Annotated in this window: 15 protein-coding genes; 10 read left to right on the forward strand and 5 right to left on the reverse strand. The window is 65.0% G+C overall.

Annotated elements, in window-relative coordinates:
- Window positions 1–61 precede the first annotated feature (61 nt).
- Window positions 62–967, reverse strand: coding sequence for a LysR family transcriptional regulator (locus tag LKE50_03590; GenBank protein ID MCH3967693.1), 906 nt, complete (start codon window positions 965–967; stop codon window positions 62–64).
- Between the two features lie 123 nt (window positions 968–1,090).
- Here LKE50_03590 and LKE50_03595 point away from each other — a divergent pair, with 123 nt between their 5' ends.
- The 6 genes from LKE50_03595 (at window position 1,091) to LKE50_03620 (ending at window position 8,818) form a co-directional block, all read left to right on the forward strand.
- Window positions 1,091–2,062 carry an NmrA family NAD(P)-binding protein gene (locus LKE50_03595; protein ID MCH3967694.1) on the forward strand — a complete coding sequence of 324 codons (972 nt, stop codon included), beginning with the start codon at window positions 1,091–1,093 and terminating at the stop codon, window positions 2,060–2,062.
- Between the two features lie 368 nt (window positions 2,063–2,430).
- Complete coding sequence (gene ilvB / locus LKE50_03600; GenBank protein MCH3967695.1) at window positions 2,431–4,137, forward strand: biosynthetic-type acetolactate synthase large subunit; 1,707 nt, start codon at window positions 2,431–2,433, stop codon at window positions 4,135–4,137.
- A gap of 11 nt (window positions 4,138–4,148) precedes the next feature.
- Window positions 4,149–4,700: an acetolactate synthase small subunit gene (gene ilvN / locus LKE50_03605; protein MCH3967696.1), complete on the forward strand. Its 552-nt coding sequence runs from the start codon at window positions 4,149–4,151 to the stop codon at window positions 4,698–4,700.
- Entirely contained in the window at window positions 4,681–5,700 is a 1,020-nt protein-coding gene (gene ilvC / locus LKE50_03610) for a ketol-acid reductoisomerase (GenBank protein MCH3967697.1), read from the forward strand. The genes ilvN and ilvC overlap by 20 nt, the downstream gene beginning before the upstream one ends.
- Window positions 5,701–5,811: 111 nt before the next feature.
- Window positions 5,812–7,476 (forward strand): dihydroxy-acid dehydratase, encoded by a 1,665-nt coding sequence (ilvD, locus tag LKE50_03615; protein MCH3967698.1) that lies wholly within the window; start codon window positions 5,812–5,814, stop codon window positions 7,474–7,476.
- Between the two features lie 7 nt (window positions 7,477–7,483).
- On the forward strand, window positions 7,484–8,818 hold the full coding sequence (locus tag LKE50_03620; protein ID MCH3967699.1) for an ATP-binding protein: 1,335 nt from the start codon (window positions 7,484–7,486) through the stop codon (window positions 8,816–8,818).
- Between the two features lie 241 nt (window positions 8,819–9,059).
- Here LKE50_03620 and LKE50_03625 read toward each other — a convergent pair whose 3' ends face one another.
- Window positions 9,060–11,021: a bifunctional metallophosphatase/5'-nucleotidase gene (locus LKE50_03625; protein ID MCH3967700.1), complete on the reverse strand. Its 1,962-nt coding sequence runs from the start codon at window positions 11,019–11,021 to the stop codon at window positions 9,060–9,062.
- Between the two features lie 160 nt (window positions 11,022–11,181).
- On the reverse strand, window positions 11,182–12,039 hold the full coding sequence (locus LKE50_03630; protein MCH3967701.1) for a Cof-type HAD-IIB family hydrolase: 858 nt from the start codon (window positions 12,037–12,039) through the stop codon (window positions 11,182–11,184).
- A 263-nt stretch (window positions 12,040–12,302) separates the two neighbouring features.
- On the opposite strand from LKE50_03630, the gene LKE50_03635 reads away from it, so the two are divergent.
- Complete coding sequence (locus tag LKE50_03635) at window positions 12,303–13,373, forward strand: DUF5692 family protein (protein ID MCH3967702.1); 1,071 nt, start codon at window positions 12,303–12,305, stop codon at window positions 13,371–13,373.
- A gap of 88 nt (window positions 13,374–13,461) precedes the next feature.
- On the opposite strand, the gene LKE50_03640 is transcribed toward LKE50_03635, so the two are convergent.
- Window positions 13,462–14,727, reverse strand: coding sequence for an O-acetylhomoserine aminocarboxypropyltransferase/cysteine synthase (locus LKE50_03640; protein ID MCH3967703.1), 1,266 nt, complete (start codon window positions 14,725–14,727; stop codon window positions 13,462–13,464).
- Window positions 14,728–14,862: 135 nt separating this feature from the next.
- Between LKE50_03640 and LKE50_03645 the strand changes: the two genes are divergently transcribed.
- A complete protein-coding gene (locus LKE50_03645) occupies window positions 14,863–15,432 on the forward strand; it encodes an NAD(P)H-dependent oxidoreductase (GenBank protein MCH3967704.1) in 570 nt (189 codons plus the stop codon).
- Between the two features lie 45 nt (window positions 15,433–15,477).
- On the opposite strand, the gene LKE50_03650 is transcribed toward LKE50_03645, so the two are convergent.
- A complete protein-coding gene (locus LKE50_03650; GenBank protein ID MCH3967705.1) occupies window positions 15,478–15,726 on the reverse strand; it encodes a hypothetical protein in 249 nt (82 codons plus the stop codon).
- A gap of 747 nt (window positions 15,727–16,473) precedes the next feature.
- Here LKE50_03650 and LKE50_03655 point away from each other — a divergent pair.
- Both LKE50_03655 and mgtA read left to right on the forward strand, forming a co-directional pair.
- Window positions 16,474–17,136, forward strand: a complete 663-nt coding sequence (locus tag LKE50_03655) for a class II aldolase/adducin family protein (GenBank protein ID MCH3967706.1) — start codon at window positions 16,474–16,476, stop codon at window positions 17,134–17,136.
- A 336-nt stretch (window positions 17,137–17,472) separates the two neighbouring features.
- Window positions 17,473–20,178 carry a magnesium-translocating P-type ATPase gene (gene mgtA / locus LKE50_03660; protein ID MCH3967707.1) on the forward strand — a complete coding sequence of 902 codons (2,706 nt, stop codon included), beginning with the start codon at window positions 17,473–17,475 and terminating at the stop codon, window positions 20,176–20,178.
- Window positions 20,179–20,206: the final 28 nt, after the last annotated feature.

Here is a 20,206-nt window from a genome sequence, read left to right on the forward strand (position 1 = left end):
TCCCGGTGGCCTGCTCTGCCCTGTCGAGGAAGTTCGCACTCGGGGTGCGGAGCGTGCCGCATCATCCCGGTACCGTCTGCCCCGTGACTCCACAGACGGTGCGGGCGGCCTGCACGAAAGCCCGTATGCCGTCCGTGGCCTCCGAGTGGTGCCAGGCGATCCCATAGCACAGGTGCTCGTCGGAATCGAACGGGACGAGGGCGAGGCCCGGGTCGAGGTCCGCCTCGAAGTCGGGCATGATGGCGACGCCCAACCCGCCCCTGATCATGGTGCATGCCGCGGTGGCCGAATCGGCATAGTACATGATGGCCCCAGGGCATTCCGCTTGGAGCGTCGCGTAGAGGCGTAGCATCTCGGGTGGCGACTTCGAGGGGTCCAGGACGATGAGGGCCTGGTCGATGACGTCCGTCGCGACGAGGGACTTCCTGCCCGCCAGTGGGTTGCTCGCTGGCATGAGACAGACGAGGCTCGCGTCGAGGAGCGGCTGGAAGCAGACGCCGTCCCTCGAGGGGCCCTTGTCGGCGACCGTGAAGATGACGTCGCGCTCATGATTCCTGAGACGCCGGATCCGGGATGCGTTGTCCTCCATCCTGAGCTGGATGTACGTGTCGGGACATTGCCGCGTGCACCGGCTGATGACCTGCGGCAGTATGTCCGTCTCCCAGACGTTGCCCTCATAGCTGACGCTGAGGCTTCCCCGGTATTCCCGCGCATAGTTCCGCGCCTTGGCAATCGACGAGTCGAGGGTGACCAGGACGTCCCGTGCGTCCTCGTGCAAGGACGCTCCGGCGGGGGTGAGCCGCACCGAATGCCTGTTCCGGTAGAAGAGGGCGAAGCCGAGCTCGCGTTCGAGTGCGTCGATCTGGTGGCTCACCGATGACTGTGCCATGAACAGGTTCTGTGCCGTGGTCGAGAAGCTGAGCGTCTCTCCCAGCATCACGAACGTCTCGAGCTGCGCGACTCTCATGTTCCGGCTCCTTCCCCAGTTATCGATAACATGCATCAATCATGACATACATGATTTAAGAAATGGCTAATAGCAGGGTATCTTACTGACAAACACAAACCATGACAAGAAGGAGCCACGAGGATGAAGTACATCGTCACCGGCAGTGATGGCCAGCTTGGCGGAAGGGTCGCCAGCAACATGCTCAAGGAGGTCCCCGCGGAGGACCTCATCTTCACCTGCCCAGACCTTGGGAGGCTCGATGCGGGGAAGCGCTCCGCGTGGGAGTCGGCTGGCGTCTCGGTGCGCGAGGCTAACTATGACGACCAGGCTGGCATGGTCGAGGCATTCAAGGGCGGCGACAGGATCTACTTCGTCTCTGGCATACTGAACGGCCCCGAGCGCGTGGTCCAACACAAGAGGGTGCTCGATGCCTGTGTGGAGGCAGGTGTGGGGCATATCATCTACACCTCGTTCTTCGGGGCCAACAGGCCCGACTACCACCAGTATGTCCTGCCCGACCACACCGCTACCGAGGCTTACCTCAAGGAGATGTCGAGCCGGCTCGGCTTCACCTACAACGTGATGCGCAACAACCTCTACATGGAGAACTACCTCACCAACTCCGTGATGCTGGCGAACCTGTCGGGCTACCTCTGGGGTTCGAATGCCGGGGACGGCGTGTTCACACCCATCGCCAAGGACGACTCGGCGGCCTGCGCCACGGCGCTCCTACTGGGCAAGGCCGATCCCAACACCGATTATGACCTCACGAGCGAGACTCCCGTGAGCGAGCGTGACATCTGCGCGATGGTGGCGGCGCACAGCGGAAGGCCCTACGTCTACCAGGCGATGGATGACGAGGAGTTCCTGGCCTACCTGAGCGCCCTCGGCATATCGAGCTCGACCCAAGGCTACGATTCGAAGGCGCCGGTGCTCTGGTGCAGCAACGACATGGTCACCAACGAGGGGGGCATCCGCAACGGACAGATGGGCGTCGTGTCCCACGACGTGGAGCGGCTCCTCGGCCGCAAGCCCCTCGAGGTCTCCGACATCATCGACAGGTACTCCTATATGTGGGAGGAGAACGTGTCCAACTGGCGCCAGATTCGCTAGCGACAGCCATACGTCGGTATGCGGGGACCTGTCGGCAGAAGCCGGCGGGTCCCCGTCGTTGTCTGGAGGACATGCCCTCCCTGGTCCTTCATATGTCGGTCGTGTTTCGCGACGTGCAATCCGTTTGACACTGCCACGCTGCTGGGATAGTCTGCTCGCAACACGTTTTTCCACACGGTTAATGACGTGCTACCAGCTCATATCTCGTATGAGGCCCTCCCAGGTCTGGCTGTCTCAGAAGCCTGGGGGGCTTCGCAGCACTAAGCCCCCTTCGTGGGCCACCGGCATCACGGGTGACGCCTACGCTCGTACCCACGGGGCTTGCACGTGTCGGAACGATTCTGGCAACGAGAAGGAGTGAATCATAGATGCAGGTCACAGGGGCAAAGATCCTTCTGGAATGTCTCCTCGAGCAAGACGTCGACACCGTCTTCGGCTACCCCGGTGGGACGATCCTGAACGTCTATGACGAGCTCTACTCCTACAAGGACCGCATCCGTCACATCCTCACCTCGCACGAGCAGGGTGCGGCCCATGCCGCCGACGGCTATGCCCGCTCCACCGGCAAGGTCGGCGTCTGCTTTGCCACCTCGGGCCCAGGATGCACCAACCTCACCACGGGCATCGCCACGGCCTACATGGACAGCTCGCCCACGGTCTTCATCACCTGCAACGTCCCCGAGCCGCTCGTGGGCAGGGACTCGTTCCAGGAGGTCGACATCACGGGCATCACCATGCCCATCACCAAGAGCAACTACCTCGTCCACCATGCCTCCGAGATGGCCGACGTCGTGCGCGAGGCCTTCGCGGTGGCCCATGGCGGACGCCCCGGCCCCGTGCTCATCGACATGACGAAGAACGCCACCTCCGAGCTTGCTGACTATGAGTTCCTCCCCAAGGAGAAGCACTTCACGCAGGGACGCCTCGGCGACCTCGTCCGCCGCTCGAGCCATGGGCTCAAGCTCCCCGAGCCTGATGCCGCCGACGTGAAGACCCTGGTAGACATGATTGCCGAGTCAGACAAGCCTCTGCTCATCTGCGGCGGCGGCGTCGTGCGTGGTCGTGCCAACGTGGAGTTCACCGAGTTCGCCGAGAAGGTCGACGCGCCCGTGGCCATCAGCCTCATGGGTGCCGGCGGATTCAAGGGCAGGAACCCACTCACCACCGGCATGATCGGCATGCATGGCACGCAGGCCTCCAACATGGCCGTCGACGGCTGCGACCTGCTCATCGCGGTCGGGTGTCGCTTCTCCGACCGCGTCGCGCTCAACCCCGAGACCTTCGCGAGCCAGGCCAAGATCGTCCAGATCGACATCGACCGCTCCGAGATCAACAAGAACGTCATGACCGACCATCACATCATCGGCGATGCAAAGCAGGTGCTCGCCGCCCTGAACGAGCAGCTCTCCCAGCAGCACCATGACGCCTGGAAGAAGTACGTCTTCTCGTTCGCGACGGAGACCGAGTACGACGAGGCCGGTGACACCCTCACTCCCAAGCAGATCAACGATGCCATCGCCCGCATCTGTCCCCAGGACACCATCGTCGCGACCGACGTGGGCCAGCACCAGATCTGGGTCGCGCAGCACTTCCACTACGACTACCCCGGCCAGCTCATCACCTCGGGTGGCTTCGGTGCCATGGGATTCGGCCTGGGGGCCGCCATCGGCGCCCAGGTGGGCAACCCCGACAAGACGGTCATCCACGTGACGGGCGACGGCAGCTTCCGCATGAACTGCAACGAGCTCGCCACCGAGCAGTTCTACGACCTGCCCATCATCACCATCGTCTACAACAACGGGGTCCTCGGCATGGTGCGTCAGTGGCAGACGCTCATCTACGACGAGCGCTACTCCCAGACCACGCTCGACCGTGGTCCTGACTTCGTGAAGCTCGCCGAGGCCTATGGTCTCGCCGGCGCCCACGTCCATACCGTGGACGAGCTCGAGGCAGCCTTGAGGGAGGCTCTCGCGTCCGGTCATGGCTATGTGGTCGACTGCGCCATCAACGAGGACGAGATGGTCCGCCCGATGGTCCCCGGCGGCGCAGGTATCACTGACTTTCTGGTCTGCTAAGGAGGCTTGACGTGGAAGACGAAACCAGGCGTTCGATCTCCGTGCTGGTGAACAACGAGGCGGGCGTGCTTTCGCAGGTCTCGAGGCTCTTCTCCCGCAAGGGCTACAACATCGAGTCGCTGGCCGTGGGCACCACCGACGACCCTGTGGTCTCACGTATCACCATCGAGATCATGGCCGACGACCCCCACATCGAGCTCATCTGCAACCAGCTCAGGAAGCTCATCCCCGTGAGGTCCGTCAAGATGCTCAAGCCCGAGAACTCGATCAGGCGCGAGCTCGTCCTGCTCAAGGTCCTGGCCATCGACGCCGGGGCGAGCGACCGCATCATCCAGATCGCCAACATCTTCAGGGCGTCGATCATCGACGTCTCACCGACCACGCTGACCATCGCCCTCATCGGCGAGGAAAGCAAGAACGAGGCCATCGTCGACCTCGTCAGCCAGTTCGGCATCCTCGAGCTAGTGCGCACCGGAATGGTCGCAATAGAGCGAGGTACTGATACGATATACGACGCGACGAAGGAAAAGGGAGAGTTCGATTATGGCAAAAATGTATTATGAGGCAGACTGTGACCTTTCCAAGCTCGACGGTAAGAAGATTGCCATCATCGGCTATGGCTCGCAGGGCCACGCACACGCGCTGAACCTCAAGGACTCCGGCTGCGACGTCGTCGTGGGCCTCCGCGAGGGCAGCAAGTCCATCGCCGTCGCCGAGAAGGCCGGGCTCACCGTCAAGAGCATCCCCGATGCCTCCAAGTGGGCAGACATCATCATGATCCTCGTGAACGACGAGGTCGCGGCTGACGTCTACAAGAAGAGCATCGCCCCCTACCTCGAGGAGGGCAACGCCATCGCCTTCGCGCATGGCTTCAACATCCGCTACAAGCAGGTCGTCCCGCCCGCAGGCGTCGACGTCTTCATGGCCGCCCCCAAGGGCCCGGGCCACACCGTCCGCTCGCAGTACGTGGCCGGCCACGGCGTCCCCTGCCTGATCGCTGTCGAGCAGGATGCCACGGGCACCTGCAAGGACATCGCCCTGGCCTACATCGCTGGCATCGGTGGCGCTCGCGCCGGCATCATGGAGACCACGATGCATGACGAGACCGAGACCGACCTGTTCGGCGAGCAGTGCGTGCTCTGCGGCGGCATCGTCGACCTCATGCAGTGCGGCTTCGAGACCCTCGTCGAGGCTGGCTATGCCCCCGAGAACGCCTACTTCGAGTGCATCCACGAGATGAAGCTCATCGTCGACCTGATCAACAAGGGCGGCGTCGCAGCCATGAACTACTCCATCTCCGACACGGCCGAGTACGGCGAGTACGTCTCCGGCCCCCGCGTCCTTCCCCACGACGAGGTCAAGAAGAACATGCGCGCCGTGCTCTCCGACATCCAGGACGGCACCTTCGCCAGCCGCTGGATCGCCGAGAACAAGAACGGCCGCTGCTACTTTACGTCCAAGCATGACGACCTCGCCAAGCACCAGATGGAGATCGTGGGCGACCAGCTCCGCACCCAGATGATCTGGGGCAACGACAAGGACCTCGACAACGCGTCCGACTAGTCACAGATCCGTGCGGTAGGAATCGAGAATCCGCCGCTCTGGGCCATCCGGCCCAGGGCGGCGCTTTGCAAGCGGACATATCCGGCACCCGTCGGCAGAACAGGGGACACCATGCAGTCTGACCAGATCAAGAACGGCATCGGCCGCGCACCAAACCGCAGCCTGCTCTATGCGCTTGGGCTCACCAAGGAGGAGCTCGCCCGGCCCATCGTGGGCGTGGTGAGCTCGTACAGCGAGGTCGTCCCCGGTCACATGAACCTCGACAAGATCGCCGAGGCCGTGAAGGCCGGCGTGCGCGCCGCGGGAGGCACCCCCATCATGTTCCCCGCCATCGCGGTGTGCGACGGCATCGCCATGGGCCACATCGGCATGAAGTACTCGCTCGCCACCCGTGAGCTCATCGCCGACTCCACCGAGTGCATGGCAATCGCCCATCAGTTCGATGGGCTGGTCATGATTCCCAACTGCGACAAGAACGTGCCAGGGCTGCTCATGGCGGCGGCCCGTCTCAACCTGCCCACCATCTTCTGCGCGGGCGGCCCCATGCTCGCCGGACACATGCCGAGCGGCAAGCGCACGTGCCTCTCGAGCATGTTCGAGGCCGTGGGCGAGTACCAGGCCGACAAGCTCGACGATGCCGGCGTGGAGGAGTACGAGGAGTATGCCTGCCCCAGCTGCGGGAGCTGCTCGGGCATGTACACCGCCAACTCGATGAACTGCCTCACGGAGGCCATCGGCATGGGGCTCCGTGGCAACGGGACCATCCCCGCGCCCTACTCCGCGCGGCTGCGTCTTGCCAAGCACACGGGCATGCAGGTCATGAGGCTCATCGAGGACGACATCCGTCCGCTCGACATCATGACCCCTGCCGCCTTCCACAACGCCGAGACGGTGGACATGGCCTTGGGCTGCTCCACCAACACGATGCTGCACCTGCCGGCCATCGCGCACGAGGCCGGCGTCACCATCGACCTCGACATGGCCAATGACATCTCCGCGCACACGCCCAACGTCTGCCACCTGGCCCCGGCTGGTCCCACCTTCATGGAGGACCTCGACCTGGCTGGCGGCGTCTATGCCGTGATGGCCGAGTTGGCCGAGGGCGGTCTTCTCGACACCTCGCTCATGACCTGTACGGGGCATACCGTCGCCGAGAACCTGGCCGGCGTCACGAACAAGGACCCCGAGACGATCCGTCCGCTCGACAACCCCTACTCCAAGAGCGGCGGCATCGCCGTCCTGCGCGGCAACCTCGCTCCTGACGGCTGCGTCGTGAAGCAGTCCGCCGTGGACCCGGCCATGATGCGCCACACCGGACCGGCCCGCGTCTTCGACTCCGAGGAGGACGCCATCGCCTGCATCTATGCCAAGGGCATCAACGCCGGCGACGTCGTCGTCATCCGCTACGAGGGTCCCAAGGGCGGTCCTGGCATGCGAGAGATGCTGAACCCCACATCGGCCATCTGCGGCATGGGTCTGGGCGACTCGGTGGCGCTGCTCACCGACGGGCGCTTCTCGGGTGCCACGCGCGGGGCGTCCATCGGTCACATCAGCCCCGAGGCTGCCGCGGGCGGCACCATCGGCCTGGTGGAGGAGGGCGACACCATCTCCATCGACATCCCTGCCTGCTCCATCACGCTCGAGGTCGCCGATGACGAGCTCGCACGTCGTCGCGCCGTCTGGGTATGCCCGGAGCCAAAGATCAAGACGGGCTACCTGGCCCGCTATGCCAAGCTCGTCACATCCGCCGACAAGGGCGCCATCCTGGAGGTCTGATCAACCCATGTACCATAAGGTATCGAAGCTGCTCCTCTACAGCGACCTCGGCGAGGACTCCGTCCTCGTGGGCCTGTCCGACATCTTCCGTGACTGGGAGGCCGGCACGGCCGACCATGCCGAGCTCGTGCGGCGTGCCCATGTGCAGGTGAAGCACATCCTCGACATCGCCACCACCTATGGGTTCGACCAGAACCTCTGGCAGGACTACCTCACCTTCGTGCTCCTCACCAACGAGAACTCCTTCACGCTCACCGCCGAGCGTCGGGGTGCTGCCGAGGGAGGGTCGGTCAACCACTTCGCCAAGGCGGACCTCGAGGTCTTCCGCGAGCTGTTCCACTTCGACTTCGCGCCCATCGAGCATGACCTGGGGCTGGATTGCTTCAGCGTGCTCGAGGACTACCACGCCATCACCAAGCCCGAGAAGAACTACTACCGCAGCGTGAGCGAGCTCGTGAGGCGCCTCTCGGACGAGCTCGCCGCCGCCCCCGACGTCGATGCGATGTTCGATGCCCTCACGGCCAGCTACAAGGCCTATGGGGTCGGCATGTTCGGGCTCAACCGAGCCTTCCACATCCATGGCCTGCCCGATGGCACGGTGCAGTTCCTGCCCATCAACAACATCGGGGGTGGGCGCCTCTCAGACCTCGTGGGATACGAGGACCAGAAGAAGCAGCTCACCGACAACACCGATGCGTTCGTCGCAGGGCTCCCCGCCAACAACGTGCTTCTCTACGGGGATGCCGGTACGGGCAAGTCGACCTCGGTGAAGGCGCTCGTCAACGAGTACTACGACTCGGGCCTGCGCATGATCGAGATCTACAAGCACCAGTTCAAGTACCTCTCGGCCGTCATCGCGGCCATCAAGGGACGCAACTATCGCTTCGTCATCTACATCGACGACCTGTCGTTCGACGAGGGGGAGCTCGAGTACAAGTTCCTGAAGGCCGTCATCGAGGGCGGCGTCGAGACGCGCCCTGACAACATCCTCATCTATGCCACGTCCAACCGTCGCCACCTCGTCAAGGAGGACTGGAAGGACCGTACTGACATGGAGTACGAGGGCGACATGCATCGCTCCGACACCATGCAGGAGAAGCTCTCGCTCGCCGCGCGCTTCGGCGTCGCGATCAACTTCTCGTCGCCGCGCCAGCAGGCCTACCACGAGATCGTGCAGACGCTCGCGTCCCGTCAGCTCACGGACCCTCCCGAGCCCGAGCAGCTCCTGCTCCTGGCAGACCGCTGGGAGCTCCGCCATGGTGGCATGAGCGGGCGCGTGGCCCAGCAGTTCGTGGACTATCTGGCAGGCCAGGAGGGCACTGCCGAGAAGGACGAGGCGTAGAGGCCCGTTCGCTGCGGGCGCCCCTGTTCCTCTCGGCGCTGTGGCCGTGACGCAAGTCCCACGGCTGCGGTACCTGCGGAGCGTTGGGTCACTCTGACCATGCAACCTTCGCATGATGCGACGTTGCCTGGCCAAAGTGACCCAAGCTGGCCCTGCGTTTGGCCTCCAGGGTCGCTCTGGGCAAGCAACGTCCATGTGGCGCGGCATTGTCTGGCTTGGGTGACCCAGCGACCTCGCGACCCTACGCCTGCGCTGCCGCCCTCTTCGCACGATGTCGGCGTATCAGGTGCCGCACCAGGAAGACCGTGCCCACCACGAGCGCGACCACGGCAACGACGGCCCCATAGACCACCCAGGCAAAGGTGTTGAGGCCGGTGAGGTGCTCGGCGAGGAAGCCCTGGCTCCCCTGGGTGGTGCGCTCGTCGACCGTGGTGCCTGCCGGGAAGACCTGCGGTAGCCCATCGGCGCCCTTGTCGAAGGTCTGTACGTACTGGTAGAGGGCGATCCACTCCTTGAGCTCGCGTGTCTCGCCGCCGGTGGTCTGATAGGTGACCACGCGGCCCGAGAGGTCGTCCCCGAGGAGCGCCCCTCCCTCGTCGCGCAGGTTGATCGAGAGCATGCCGTACGACTGGTCATGCACCAGGCTCAGCTGGCTCGCCACCTCCTGCGTGGTGCTCACCTTGTAGAGCGTGTCGTCACGAGGCACCTCGACCCACTGTCCTGTGTCCTTGTCGTAGGCCTCGACCTGGTAGACGCGGTTCATGAAGAGCCGGTCGGGGTCGTAGCTGAAGCGCAGGCCCGAGAAGGCCAGCTGCACGCCGCTCATGAGGTCGCTGATCGAGGCCGAGACCTCGCAGAGGTTCCAGACGTCGCTTCCGGTGAGGCATGCGGTGACGAGCGGGCTGCCTGCCTTGCCGTCACCTGGTGACTGGTACAGCGACAGGATGTCGAAGAGGTCACCGCATGTGACGTCTCCCTGGTAGAAGGCGTTCCTGATCGAGCCCGTGGGGGTCACGCAGATGTCGACGTCATCCACGCCGGCCTGCTCCAGGGCTGAGGCGTAGGCGTCTGCCACGAAGTTCGCCGTGAGGTGGTTGCCGAGGTTGCCGTCCATGTCCATGAGGGTCTCGGTCGTGGTGCCCGAGGTCGCCACCGTGTCGTCGATTCCGGCTGTGATGCCGTAGTAGCCGAGGTAGTCCTGCTGGATCTCGCCCTCGAGGGTGGAGAGCTCGGAGGCCACCTGGGGGTCGTCGGCGACCGTCGCGTCGAGGGGGTCGACCTTCCACCCGTCCACGGACCAGGTGCCGTCCGAGCAGGTGAGGTCGAGCACCCCGAGCCCTTCGAGGGAGTAGCCGGGGCTCACGATGGTGCAGCCGTTGATCGAGACGGGCTCGTCGGTCGTGACGTGGGCGTGCCCGGAGACGATGACGTCGATGCCGCTCACGTCCTTGGCCAACGCCTGGTCCTCGCCGGTCACCGTCCCCGCATGCGAGAGGAGCACCACGAGGTCGCAGCCCTCCTGGTTGCGGAGGGTGTCTGCCGTGGCCTGCGCGGTCTTGGTGGCATCGGCGAAGGCATAGTCGGTCGTGGAGGTGTAGTCGGCCGCCTCCTTGCCCATGACCGAGAAGAGCCCGACCTTGTGGCCGCCCACCGTGACGGTCGTGTAGTTGGCGACACCCTGGCCGGAGAGGGGGTTGTCACCCGAGGCGGCCTGGGAGGTGTCCGAGCCGGCCGCGACCAGGTTCGAGCAGAGCAGCTGCGTGTGGGCGCCTTCCGCGGAGAAGACGGCGAGCTCCTGGCGAAGTGCCGCGTCCCCGTAGTCGAAGTCGTGGTTGCCCAGGGCCACGGCGTCATAGCCGAGCTCTCCCAGGAAGTGCAGCTCGGGGGCGCGGGTGGTGAGCAGGGTCGAGAACATCGTCCCCTCCGAAAAGTCACCGGAGTCGACCACGAGGGTCTGCCCCTCGATGCGCTCGGACGAGAGGGCCGTGGCGAGCCGGGCGAAGCCGCCCAGCTCCTCGAAGGAGGTGTCGCCGGTCTTGAACTTCCCGGGGATGTCCTGCGAATGGATGTCCGTGGTGCAGAGGATGCGTACGGAGCCCGTGGTCGAGTCTGCGGCAGACGCCTGGGCGGGGCTTGCGAGGACGCCCGTGAGCATGAGCGCCACCATGGCGACGAGCGTGCAGATCGTGCGGGAGAGCCTCATATGTGCCGCCACCCCTCGTCTGTCGTGAGAACGTGCAACAGCCTGCATGCGGCCTGATGGTACCATCGCGTGCCGGCCGTCGGCATGGTCTGTGCGCCAGGGGTCGGGCGCGTGCGGCAGACGGCAGCGAGCACGGGCGTGCCGTGGCGCGATCGAGGCCCTACGCCTGCTCCTGTGCGTTCTGCCTGAGGGTCCTGCGCAGATGGCGGGGTACGGCGTGCAGGACGTTGGAGCCGACGACGGAGGTCGCAGCGGCACGGGCCTCGTCGGTGGCGCAGGAGGTCACGTAGGCGTGGTCGAAGCGCTCGAGCATGGTGACGTCATTGCCGCCGTCACCGTAGACCGCGACCTCGTCCTCGGGGATGTCCAGGTGGTCGGCAAGCCAGGCCACGGCCGAGCCCTTGTTCACGCCGACGTTCGTGATCTCGAAGAGCGACGGCCTGAAGGGTGCGTCGGTGACGGTGTCGGCGTGGTCTGCGAGGAACGCCTCGAGCCTGTGGTGCCTCTCGGCATCAGGGACGCGCACGTTCACCTTGCAGACCTCGTGGGAAAGTACCTGGCTGGCGGTCGCGTCGAAGACGTACTCGCCTGCGGCATGCTCGACGCGCGACTTCCGCATGCCGCGCATGGCCACGGCGGCAAGCGGGTTCGGCGGCGTGTTCGTGGACTGGAAGGTCCTCTCGCTCGCCGTCACATAGGTATGGTCGCAGGCGATGCAGGCAAAGGGGAGGTCGGGGAAGGTGGCCAGGAGCTCTTCGAGGAACGACTGGTCGATCCGGCTGTGGTCGAGCAGGGTGCCCTTGGCGTCATAGATGAGCGAGCCGTTGGAGCAGGCGATGTCCACGGGGATGTCCTGGAAGCCGAAGCACTCGTTGGAACGCATGCAGCGGCCGGTGGCGATGACGAAGTGGCAGCCTTGTTCGCACGTCTCGGCGACGGAGCCGAGAATCGCACGATCGACGTCATGCACGACGTTGAGGAGCGTACCATCGAGGTCGCTTGCGAAGAGCCGAATCACGGGTTCCCCTCTTTTGGGCATGTCATTTACTATGACTTAACATATCCTATCACAGACCGAGCACGTGGCACCTAGTTGTTCAAACATCATAACGCTTCAAGCAGAGCGGCGAGGCCGCTGGCAGAACCCTCGTTGACACTATACCAACAGGCAGGGTAGCCTGCTGGTTATGACCATTCGCACATGGCCCCTCATGGGGTGGGGGCTCGCGTCGCGGCTCCCACGGTGCGTGATGGGCCGGCATCCGAGGAGGGGAGGGCGACATGCTGTTCGACGTGTATGGGGAGAACTCCCTCTACCAGTGGCTGGGATGGCTGCTCGTCTTCGTGGTGCTGATCCTTCTGAACGAGGTCTCGCGGCGCTCGAAGGCCGGCGGCCTGGTGATGTTCGGCGTGCTGCCGGTGGCGATGACCGTCTACTGCATCGTGGTCACCCTGGGCGCTGGCACCTGGGCTGCGAACAATCCCACGGTCCTGTTCCAGAACGGCTGGTTCCACTATGCCAAGGTCTATGCGGCCCTCGTCGGATGCCTCGGGTTCATGGTCATCAAGTACCACTGGGGCAGGCTCGGGAAGGCCTCGTGGTTCAGGTGGTTCCCCTTCGTCATCGTGGCCGTCAACATCCTCATAGCCGTGGCCAGCGACTTCGAGAGCGCCATGCACTACTTCGACTTCCTGGCCGGCGTGGTGCAGACCACGGACGGGGGACGGGGTGCCATCCTCCAGGGCTCGTCGGTGCTGTGGGTGACGAGCGAGCATGCCACGGAGGTGTGCGGCTGGAACAACGTCCTCAATGGGGTCGCGGGAATCGTCAACATCTTCTGCATGACGGGGCTGCGCGAGGTCTATTCGAGCAGGCGTCAGCAGGACATGGTCTGGGCGGACATGACCTGGGTCTACATCATCGCCTATGACCTCTGGAACTTCTGCTATACGTACAACTGCCTGCCCAACCATGCCTGGTACTGCGGGCTTGCCCTGCTGCTGGCTCCCACCGTGGCCAACGCCCTCTGGAACAGGGGAGGATGGATCCAGAACCGCGCCAACACGCTGGCCATCTGGTGCATGTTCGCCCAGGTGTTCCCCCAGTTCCAGGACAGCTTCCCACAGTTTGGCTACGACTCGGTCTTCGCCGTCCAGTCCACGTTGGACACCACCACGGCCACGGTCGTGGCACTCGTGGCGCTCGTCGCCAACTGTGCCGCCCTCGCCTATGTCATCTATCGTGGCGTCCACCTGCACCGTAACCCCTATGGTCATGAGGTCTTCGTGGGCACGCGGGACTACGAGCAGGCGCATGCCCGCATCGAGCCGACGGAGCTCATGGGGGCATAGCCTCCCCGCCACCCGTGCACGGCCAAGACGAAGGGCCTCGCCATGTGCGACGAGGCCCTCATGGGTCGCTTCCCTGTCGGTGCTGGCCCTAGTCGATGGCGGCGAGCGCCTGCTTGAGGTCGGCGATGATGTCGTCCACGTCCTCGAGGCCCACGGAGAGGCGCACCATGCCCGGGTCGATGCCGGCTGCCGCGAGCTGCTCATCGGTGAGCTGACGATGGGTCTCGCTGGCGGGATGCAGGACGCAGGTACGGATGTCTGCCACGTGCACCTCGTTGGAGGCGAGGTCGAGCGCGTTCATGAACTTGATGGCATTGTCCTTGCCGCCACGGATGTCCATCGAGATGACGCCGCTCGCGCCCTTGAGGTACTTCTCGGCCTTGGCGTGGTTGACGTCATCGGGAAGGCCGGGATAGGTGATGTGGGCGATCTGGGGCTGGTCCTTCAGGAACTCGGCCACCTTCATGGCGTTGGCGCAGTACTGACGCATGCGGACGGCGAGCGTCTCGAGCGAGAGGTTGAGCAGGAAGGCGGAGTGCGCGGCCGGGTACATGCCGAAGTCGCGCATGAGCTGCATGCGGGCCTTGATGATGTAGGCTGCCTTGCCGTAGTCCTTGGTGTAGACGACGCCGTGGTAGGACTCGTCAGGCTCGGTGAGCTCGGGGAAGTTGCCGCTCGTCCAGTCGAACTTGCCGGAGTCGACGATGACGCCGCCTACCTGCACGGCATGGCCATCCATGTACTTGGTGGTGGAGTGGATCACGATGTCGGCACCGAACTGGAACGGCTTGCACAGGATGGGCGTGGCGAACGTGTTGTCCATGATGAGGGGGACGTTATGGGCATGGGCGATGTTCGCGAAGCGCTCGATGTCGAAGACGGTGAGCGACGGGTTGGCGATCGTCTCGCCGAAGACGAGCTTGGTGTTGGGCTTGAAGGCTGCGTCGATCTGCTCGTCGGTCCAGTCCTCCTTCACGAAGATGCACTCGATGCCGAGCTTCTTGAGCGTGAAGGCGAAGAGGTTCAGGGTGCCGCCATAGATCTCGGTCGTGGAGACGATCGAGTCTCCTGCCTGGCAGATGTTCAGCACCGAGAGGAGCGAGGCAGCCTGGCCGGACGTGGTGCACATGGCACCGATACCGCCCTCGAGAGCAGCGATCTTGTCCTCGACGGCCATGACGGTGGGGTTGCCGAAGCGGGAGTAGATGAGGGCCTTGGTGGGGTCGTCGAAGACGGCGGCCACCTCCTCGGTCGTGTCGAAGACGTAGGTGGTGCTCTGGACGATGGGGCAGACGCCCGGCTCGGAGTTCTTGGGCTTGTAACCAGCGTGCAGGCAGAGCGTGTCGTCCTTCATATATGTCTCCCCTTATGTCCGGTGCGGTCTGGGTAATCTTACGCCGTATGGGATGTGCGCTCAACGCAGAATCACGAGGAGGGTCAGGTGCGTAACGGGTACCAACTGGTCAAACGGGCGTCAGGGGGAGGTCCCATGTCAACGTTGTTCGTGAACGCTTGTCTGCGTGGCCGGGAGTCGCGCACGCTCGGGCTCTGCAGGGAGTACCTCGCAGGTACCTCGGACGTGGAGGAGGTCGACCTCGCGGCGCTGGCGCTCGTCCCGCTCGATGGGCCGACCGTGGCCCAACGCTCCGACCTCATTGCCTCTGCGACCTGGGATGACCCCATCTTCGACCTGGCCCATCAGCTCGCCGCAGCAGACGAGGTGGTCGTGGGCGCTCCGTACTGGGACCTCTCGTTCCCCTCGGCGCTCAAGGTCTACCTCGAGCGCGCGAGCGTGTGCGGGATCACCTTCGACTACACCGAGAGGGGCGAGTGCGTGGGCAGATGCCGGGCACATGAGCTCACCTATATCACCACCTGCGGCGGGACCATCGGCGAGGCCGACTACGGCTATGACTACGTCCGCGGGATGGCCCACATGTTCGGCATCCCCAGGACGCACCTTGTGGCGGCGGAGCTGCTCGACGTGGTCGGCATCGACGTGGACGCCCGGATGGACCTGGCACGCAGGCAGATGGCTGCGATCGCGGCGGAGCGGTAGGGGACGACCACGGGTCCCAGGCGAGGCGCTTGCGGCGGTCGCTGCCTATCGGCCCTGGGCATCGTCCTCGGTCGCGGCGTGCTTACCTGCTGGCAGCGGCCTCTCCGCAGCGACGGCACCCGTCGAGGGGTCCTTGCGCAAGGTGGCTATCAGGCAGACGGCGCCGATGCCTATGACGAGGATTCCCCCCAGCACCGAGGCGAACAGCTCGAGGACGCCCACCAGGATGATGGCGACCGAGACGGCGACGAGGAGCGTCTTCGGGTTACGGGCCTTGTCTGCAGGCTTGGTCATGGTAAGGCTACCTTCCCTGTGGGACGATGCATGCACGGCCCATCATGGCAGATTCCCCCGTCGGATGCGTGGGTGACGCACCGCCCATGGTCCGTGAGCCCCGCCCGTGGTCAGTCCTTCTCGAGGTGGTCCCTCTCGTCCGTCGCTCGCCTTCGAGAAGATTCTCGACCTTGAACCACGGTTTAGGTCGATGCCCCCCTTGGGAAGAGTTCTGGCGGAGGGGACGAGGGACCACGGGGGACCTTCTATGCCAGCGGTGGCGCTGCATCCGAGCTGGGGGTTCCTGCATCGACCCTGCGCCTCTACGAGAAGAGGGGACTTCTGCCCCATCTGGGCCGCACGCCTGGCGGCGGGGGAGTCCCAGCAGGCGTGCGATGCCTGGGTTGGGGAGACGCCTCTGCCTCGGTGAGTCCATGGAACCCCGCTGGCGTGTGAAATGGGTGCCGATATCCTGAGCGAATCGGCGGTTGCGCGAAGTTCTGTGGCGCTCGCGGGGCGGTCGTCGAATCGGCACCCGGATTCGTGCCGCTGAACAGCTGGTTTGCAGGTGACGTTCTGGGGCTCGTTCCCAAGTTTCGCGCAACCGCAATTCTCATCAGGAATCGGGCCCCGGTTTCGCACATCCTCTGTCGGTCGGCTTTCGTGGCCTTAGGGACCACCCCCTCCAGCCGCCGGGCCAGAGGGACTATCCTAGGATGAGACCGACCGCCTCGTGCGGCCCTGCCATATCCTCCGGAAAGGACCCCCATGCTCGAGGACCTCAAGCTTCAGGTCATGAACGTCGCCAAGCGTGCCCAGGCGGAAGGCCTCTGCAAGCATAAGTCGGGCAACTTCTCGCAGCGTGACCCCGAGACCGGCCTCGTGGTGATCACGCCCAGCGGCGTGGACCGCGAGGCGCTCGCGGTGGACGACATGGTGGTATGCGATGCCGGGGCCCGTGTGGTCGAGAGCGCCCATGGCCTGCGTCCTACGAGTGAGCTGCTCATGCACCTCAAGGCCTACGAGGTACGACCGGACGTGGTCGCCATCGCCCATACCCACTCGACGTATGCCACCACCTTCGCCGTGCTGGGCCGTCCCATTCCTGCCGTGGTCTATGAGCACTCCTACCTCGGCTGCGCACAGGGCGTCGTCCCGGTGGCACCGTACGGCCGTCCGGGTACGCAGGCCCTGGCCGACTCGATCGCAGCCCCTGCGACCGAGAATGACACCTTCCTGCTCAGGAGCCATGGTGCCGTCGCGCTCGATGAGACCGACATCGCTGGGGCCTATCTCAAGGCCTGCTACCTGGAGGAGGTCGCAGAGATCTACTATCTCGCCCTCACGGCCGCAGGCGGGGCCGAGCCTGAGTCCCTGCCTGCCGAGGAGCTTGAGAAGTGGGCCTATCCCGAGCAAATCAAGCTGTCCTGACGCCGGGTCCCTCGCGCCTGACGCCCAGCCCTGCCCGTGACATGTGTTGACAACCCATACGAGCGGGTACACAATCCACAGGTCGATGTCATCCGGAGCGGTGATGCGGCTTGAGCGTTCCAGCGGGCCCACGGCCCCGATCCCAAGGAGGTGCCACCCATGAGAGACAGCCACGCCCGACCGTGCGATCCCTGCCATGTCACGGGAGCGGCGCCTGCGAACAGGGAGCAGCGCGCCCGCCTCGTCTGACCAGGGGAGCGGCTACGGTCGTACCTCCAGCCAGATGGTCCCAGCCAGCCCGGTGGGCCGGCATCCCTGGGAGAAGCGAGGTGGACCATGTCCCTTCGTCCCATCACGGAGCAGCGCTCCATAGACCGTGACCGTCTGCGCCATCTTGCCCAGATCGACGTCGCGGAGGTCTACCGCGAGCTCGGCAGCGCCCCCGGCGGCCTCACCTCCGACCAGGTCACGGCGTCGCGTGCGGCACATGGCGCCAACTCGGTCACCCATGCCAAGCGCGACCCCGCCATCAAGCGGCTCGTCCTCTCGTTCGTGGACCCGTTCACCGGCATCCTCGTGGTGTTGGCCTTCGTCTCGCTCATGACGGACGTGGTCCTCGTCGCGCCGGCAGACCGTAATCCCTCCACCACGATCATCATCCTCACGATGGTCGCGCTCTCGGGCATCCTGCGCTTCGTGCAGGAGTCCAAGAGCGGCGATGCCGCGGCAGCCTTGGCCTCGATGATCTCGAACACCTGCGACTGCGAGCGCGCGGGTGGCGACCGCAAGGAGATCCCGCTCGACCAGCTCGTGGTAGGGGACGTGGTGCACCTCTCGGCCGGCGACATGGTCCCGGCTGACCTCAGGCTCGTCGCGGCCAAGGACCTGTTCGTGGCGCAGTCCTCGCTCACGGGCGAGTCCGCCCCCCAGGAGCGTGGGAGCCACCTCACGGCAGATGCCCGGACGGCGGCCATCACCGACCTCGATGACCTCGTCTTCATGGGATGCACCGTCGTCTCGGGAGGCGCGGCGGGTGTGGTCGTGAGCTGCGGGTCGGGCACCCTCTTCGGCGAGATGACCAACATGCTCACCACCCGTCCCCAGAAGACGGCCTTCGATGCAGGCATCGCGTCCGTCTCGCGCCTGCTCATCCGCTTCATGCTCGTGATGGCGCCCATCGTCTTCGTGATCAACGGCGTCACCAAGGGCAGCTGGCTCGACGCCCTGCTCTTCGCCCTCTCGGTGGCGGTGGGCCTCACGCCCGAGATGCTGCCCATGCTCGTGACGAGCTGCCTGGCCAAGGGGGCCGTCGACCTCAGCCATGACAAGGTCATCGTGAAGAAGCTCGACGCCATCCAGAACCTGGGCTCGATCGACGTGCTCTGCACCGACAAGACCGGAACCCTCACCGAGGACCGCGTGGTCCTCGAGCGCCACCTCGACGTGGCTGGTCACGACGACCCGCGCGTCCTGCGCTATGCGTTCCTCAACAGCTTCTTCGAGACGGGCCTGCGCAACCTCATCGACTCCGCCATCATCACGCGTGCCTGCGAGGAGGGCACGCGTGATGGCGACGCGCCTACGGCCGACGACCTCTCGGCGACCTACTACCGCATCGACGAGCTGCCCTTCGACTTCGACCGCCGCCGCGTGAGCGTCGTCGTGGGCGACCGGGACGGGCATACCCGCATGATCACCAAGGGGGCCGTGGAGGAGGTGCTCGCCGTCTGCTCCACCGTGGAGTACGAGGGGAAGGTGCGCCCGCTCACCAAGGACATGGTCGACATCGTGATGAGGCATGCATCCAGCCTGGCCGACGAGGGGATGCGCGTGCTCGGCGTCGCCCGCAAGGACGAGCCGGCGGGTGCGGGCACGCTCACCAACGATGACGAGAGGGACATGTGCCTGATCGGCTACCTGGCATTCCTCGACCCGCCCAAGGCGAGCGCCGCCGACGCCATCGCGGCACTCTCGGCCCATGGCGTGGCTACCAAGGTGCTCACCGGCGATTCCGCCCGCGTGGCCTGCCACGTCTGTCGTGCGATCGGCATCCCTGCCGACGACGTCCTCCAGGGGACCGACGTCGATGCCCTCACCGACGAGCAGCTCGCCCAGCGGGTCAGGGAGGTCACGGTCTTCGCCAAGCTCTCGCCCGACCAGAAGGCGCGCGTGGTCCATGCGCTGCGTGGCCTCGGGCATTCGGTCGGATACATGGGCGACGGCGTGAACGACGCGGCCGCGATGCGCGAGAGCGACTGCGGGATCTCGGTCGACTCGGCCGTGGACGTGGCCAAGGAGACGGCCGACATCATCCTGCTCGAGAAGGACCTCATGGTGCTCGAGCGGGGCATCGTGGAGGGCCGGCGCACCTATGCCAACATGATCAAGTACATCAAGATGACCGCGAGCTCCAACTTCGGGAACATCTTCTCGGTGCTGGTGGCGAGCGCGTTCCTGCCGTTCCTGCCCATGGCGGCCGTGCACCTGCTGCTGCTGAACCTCATCTATGACGTGTCCTGCTCGGCCATCCCCTGGGACAACGTGGACGCCGAGTACCTGGCGCGACCCCGCGCATGGGACGTGGGGTCCATCGGCTCGTTCATGCGTTGGATCGGTCCCACGAGCTCGGTCTTCGACATCATGACATACCTGGTGCTGTTCTTCGTGGTGTGCCCGGCGGTGTGCGGCGGCTCCTGGGCGCAGGTCGCGGGTGACCCGTCCCTGAGCCTCCTCTTCGTGGGGACGTTCCAGGCGGGGTGGTTCGTCGAGAGCATGTGCACGCAGACCCTCGTGGTGCATATGATTCGCACGCCCAAGGTGCCCTTCGTGGAGAGTCGCGCCTCGGCGCCGCTCACGCTGCTGGGCCTTGTCGGCATCGTGGTGGCAACGGTCATCCCGTACACGCCGGTGGGCACATCCTTGGGATTCTGCCCGCTGCCGGCGTCCTACTACGGATGGCTCGTCCTCATCGTGTGCTGCTACATGGTGCTCGTCACGGTGGTGAAGCGTCTCTATGTGAGGCACTTCGGGGAGCTGCTGTGAGGGCGGGGGCGTAGGTCCCCGCCCCTTC

It is taken from the genome of Atopobiaceae bacterium (assembly GCA_022483015.1).
Lineage (GTDB): Bacteria > Actinomycetota > Coriobacteriia > Coriobacteriales > Atopobiaceae > JALCUE01.